Here is a 3,014-nt window from a genome sequence, read left to right on the forward strand (position 1 = left end):
GGTTCTACAACCACGCCCGGCGGCACTCGTACCTCGGGTATTTGAGCCCGGTCGAGTTCGAATTGAGAGCACAAGTGGCCGCGTTTGCGGCATAGTCGGTTTGTCCACGGGAGCGGGGGAAGATCAATCCGAGCAGCGGCCGCCCATGGAGCCAGCGGCGGTCCCTGCACGTCCGCGGACGTCCGTCCAGACGTGCATACGCAAGGACTTACGCTACGCCGAGGCAGGCATCGGCAGCTCCGTGTCGAGGCAGTGCTCGACGAGCAGACCACGCAGATTTGCCGTTACCTGCACGTCAAGACCTTCTTGGTGGCTGACGCCCCTCCGGCGCTTCGACCGCATCGAGAGCAGCTCGACCCCGAGGACATCGAGCGCACGATATCGTGGGTCCGAGAGTCCCTCGACCCCGAGATGGGCCGCACCCAGCTCTACGTGGATGGCGGTGCCGGACGCAACGATCTCGCCGAGGTCACCCGCTCCGCGATGGGCACCCGCGACGCTCGCGGCGATTTCCGCGCGCTCGTCAGCGACGCGGTTCTGAATGATGACAGTATCGATTTCCCGCCGTACTACGGGCTCTGTCGCGCCACGACGCTCGCGGTCCTGTCGGCTAGCGTCACCACTGTACGCGCCACATGCCGCCGCCTGTGCAGGTGCCGCAGTGCTGCATGACCCTCCACTCGCGGGTTCCGCCCTCGAGGCGGATGAGCCCTTTACGGGCTTTATCCGCCCTGGCCGAACTCTGCCATGAGTTGTGACCGCAGTCAGCGACGCGAACCAGCACATCATGGGTGGGCGTGTCGTACCGCTTCTTGTAGAAGCGGACATCGCCCCGGGTGGGTGGCTGCGCTCCGTCGTCATCCTCAGGGCGATCGGGTTCGACCTCTGCGCCGTCTTCCGAGTGCGCGTTGGCCTGGCCAAGGTGGTAAAGCAGCGCCCGCTTCTCGGCTTCAAGTCTCTGCACCTCGCCCCGGAACTGTTCGAGCTCCTTGTCGCGAGCGGCAAGATCACGCCGGAGCGTATCGTTGTCAGCAGCGTAGGAATCGGCGAGCGCCTTGAAGTCATCTAGCGAGTTCGCGTTCGCTTTCAGTGTTGCGTACTCCGCGCGAGCAGCAGCTCCGCGGATGTCGTCAATCTCAACGGGCCGCACGACGCTTGCAGCCGACGCCCTCATGATGACGGTTCGCACCTGTCGCCGGATGCGGTCGAGTGCGAACTGCTCATCGTCCTCAAGCCCCTGGAGCCTCGCAGCCGTCCAGAGCTGGTGCCGGTAGGGCTCGTCCTGCGACGAAAGTCGGGGCCAGTAGACGCGAACCGCGCCGCCGTAGCACGAGAAGGGCTTCCGCAGGGTGTCGGTTAGCGCCCACGAAGCGTCTTCGTCGACGGTGTACACGTTGGCCACGCCCGCCAGGTCGCTCGCAAGCTTTGCATCGAGCTTCGGCAGCGCGGTTTGCCCTGCGATGGTCGAGACGACGACGAATGGGATAGTGCGACTGACATTCTGGATCTCCTGTGCGAGCGATTGGCCTGCGTCGAAGCCGGAAACCACCGAGAGCACTCGCAAACGCGACGCGCCGTGGTGCCACGGTCCCGGCTGCTCGAGCAGCTCGCGGACCACCTTGGGGCACCGCGGGTCGACGTCGATGCGAGTGATCAGCGTGGAGACGGACCCGACCTCCATCGTCACGAAGACGACGACGTGCTTGTTGCCGACGGTCACAGAGACTGTCGTGACGAACCTTCGCCCCTCCTTCGTGACCTCGGTAAGCTCAAACATCGTCCACGACCGGTCTCCGTCGCTTGCGGTCGTCACGCGGTAGCTTGCGTCGCTGCCGTCTACAGCCGCGTAGGTGCCGGCTCGCTCGACGGACGCAGCACCCTTGCTCCTAAGCCACGCCTCGATCACCTTGCGGATGCGATCCCCCTCCGCCTTTCTGGCTCCTGGCGTCTGAAGGTCCTCAGTTCGCTCAAGCAAGTACGCGGCGACTTTTTGCATAGGTCCTCGTGGCTCGACGGGTTGGCCAGCCAGAGATTGTACCAGGTCGCGCTCCACGTTGACACGTCGTAGAGTGGCGGAAATAAAGGCGGCGGAATCGACTCGCCGCGAGCTCCTCGGCGAGCGGCGCGAGGCTTGAGGCGACGGACTCGTCGAGGGGTTCGTCGTAGCCGCACGTTGCCGCGGGGCCGGCGTCGAGGGGCGCGAGCTCGGCGCGCGCAAGGGTCGAGGTGCCTCCTGCCCCGTCGGGGGGATCAGAGTGGCGGAAACCAAGGCGGCGGAAACCCACCGCGCCGAGCTCCTCGGCGAGCGGCGCGAGGCTCGACGCGAGGGCCTCGACCTTGGGTTCGTCGTAGCCGCACGTTGCCGCGGGGGCCGACGCCGAGGCGAGTGATCGCGGCGAGGACCAGGGCGACGGCGAGGCCGGGCGGCGTCGAGTGGCGCGAGCTCGGCGCGCACAATGGGCTCGGGGGCCCTCGGCGGGCCGGCCGGCCCTCGGCGAAAATCTCTGCCGGGCTCGAGGCTTCCTGACCGTGCTCGACGTCGTATTTCCGCCACCCCCGCATCCGGGGGGCCCGAGTGGCGGAAATGAAGGCGGCGGAATCAACTCGCGGCGAGCTCCTCGGCGAGCGGAGCGAGGCTCGACGCGAGGGCCTCGCCGAGGGGTTCGGCCGAGCCGCACGTTGCCGCGGGGGTCGAGGTCGAGGCGGGCGATCCTGCCAAGGTCGAGGGCGACGGGGAGGCCGGGGCCGCGTCGAGGCCTCGCGCTCGGCGAGCTCGGCGCGCGCAAGGGGGCGAGGGCCCCTCGGCGAGCGGGCCGGGCCTTGGTGGAAATCTTCCCCGGGTCGAGGCGCCCCGACCGCGCTGCGGGCAAAGGAGAGTCGAGGTCGACGTCTAGAGCGCCGAACGGTTCGATCCTCCCAGGAACTACGCGGCGTTGGCCATGTCGCTGCGACGCTGGATTACCTCAAGGTTCAGCATGGCGGCATGGCGTCTCAGGTCGAAGAGATTGTTGCGT

3 protein-coding genes are annotated in these 3,014 nt (G+C 67.2%); 2 read left to right on the forward strand and 1 reads right to left on the reverse strand.

Features of this window, described 5'->3' with window-relative positions:
* Positions 1-95 (forward strand): IS3 family transposase (locus QHF85_RS49895; RefSeq protein WP_348652822.1); only part of this gene is annotated, 95 nt, incomplete at its 5' end.
* Positions 96-252: 157 nt separating this feature from the next.
* Positions 253-672 (forward strand): hypothetical protein, encoded by a 420-nt coding sequence (locus QHF85_RS49575; protein ID WP_281334557.1) that lies wholly within the window; start codon positions 253-255, stop codon positions 670-672.
* Here the strand turns inward: QHF85_RS49575 and QHF85_RS49580 are convergent.
* Complete coding sequence (locus tag QHF85_RS49580) at positions 617-1,996, reverse strand: hypothetical protein (protein ID WP_281334558.1); 1,380 nt, start codon at positions 1,994-1,996, stop codon at positions 617-619. The genes QHF85_RS49575 and QHF85_RS49580 overlap by 56 nt on opposite strands.
* Between the last annotated feature and the right edge of the window lie 1,018 nt (positions 1,997-3,014).

Source organism: Polyangium sp. 6x1 (genome assembly GCF_029946515.1).
Taxonomy (GTDB): Bacteria; Myxococcota_A; Polyangia; order Polyangiales; family Polyangiaceae; genus Polyangium.